This is a genomic window from Tritonibacter sp. SIMBA_163 (assembly GCF_046535935.1).
GTDB lineage: Bacteria > Pseudomonadota > Alphaproteobacteria > Rhodobacterales > Rhodobacteraceae > Epibacterium > Epibacterium scottomollicae.
In genome coordinates this window covers 1-262 of the sequence record NZ_JAWJBP010000642.1, presented here as the reverse complement: position 1 = coordinate 262, position 262 = coordinate 1, and the positions used below count along the sequence as shown (strand labels likewise).

The following is a 262-nucleotide window of genomic DNA, read 5'->3' as shown; positions in this document are numbered from 1 at the left end:
CTATGAACCAGAAAAGAAAATACTTCATATATACGATGATAGATCGCACTTTAGTACCAGTGCCGTAAACTCAGTTAATGAAATTGTTGCTGAGATTGACAAAATCATCACAGGAGAGGTCAAGGGATTAAACAAATTCACTCAAAATTTCATCTCTCTTTTTTCTAAGCAGGAGCCTGTAAAAATTATTATCTATACTGAAGCTGGAGACCTTGGAGGATCAGGTACAAATAACTTCGGTGACCCGTTACGCATACAAGCC

At 37.4% G+C, this 262-nt stretch carries 1 protein-coding gene; it reads left to right on the top strand.

Translation table 11 applies throughout. The annotated features are described in order from the left end of the window. Positions 1 to 262 (top strand): hypothetical protein (locus tag R0J92_RS23885; protein WP_411053506.1); only part of this gene is annotated, 262 nt, incomplete at both ends.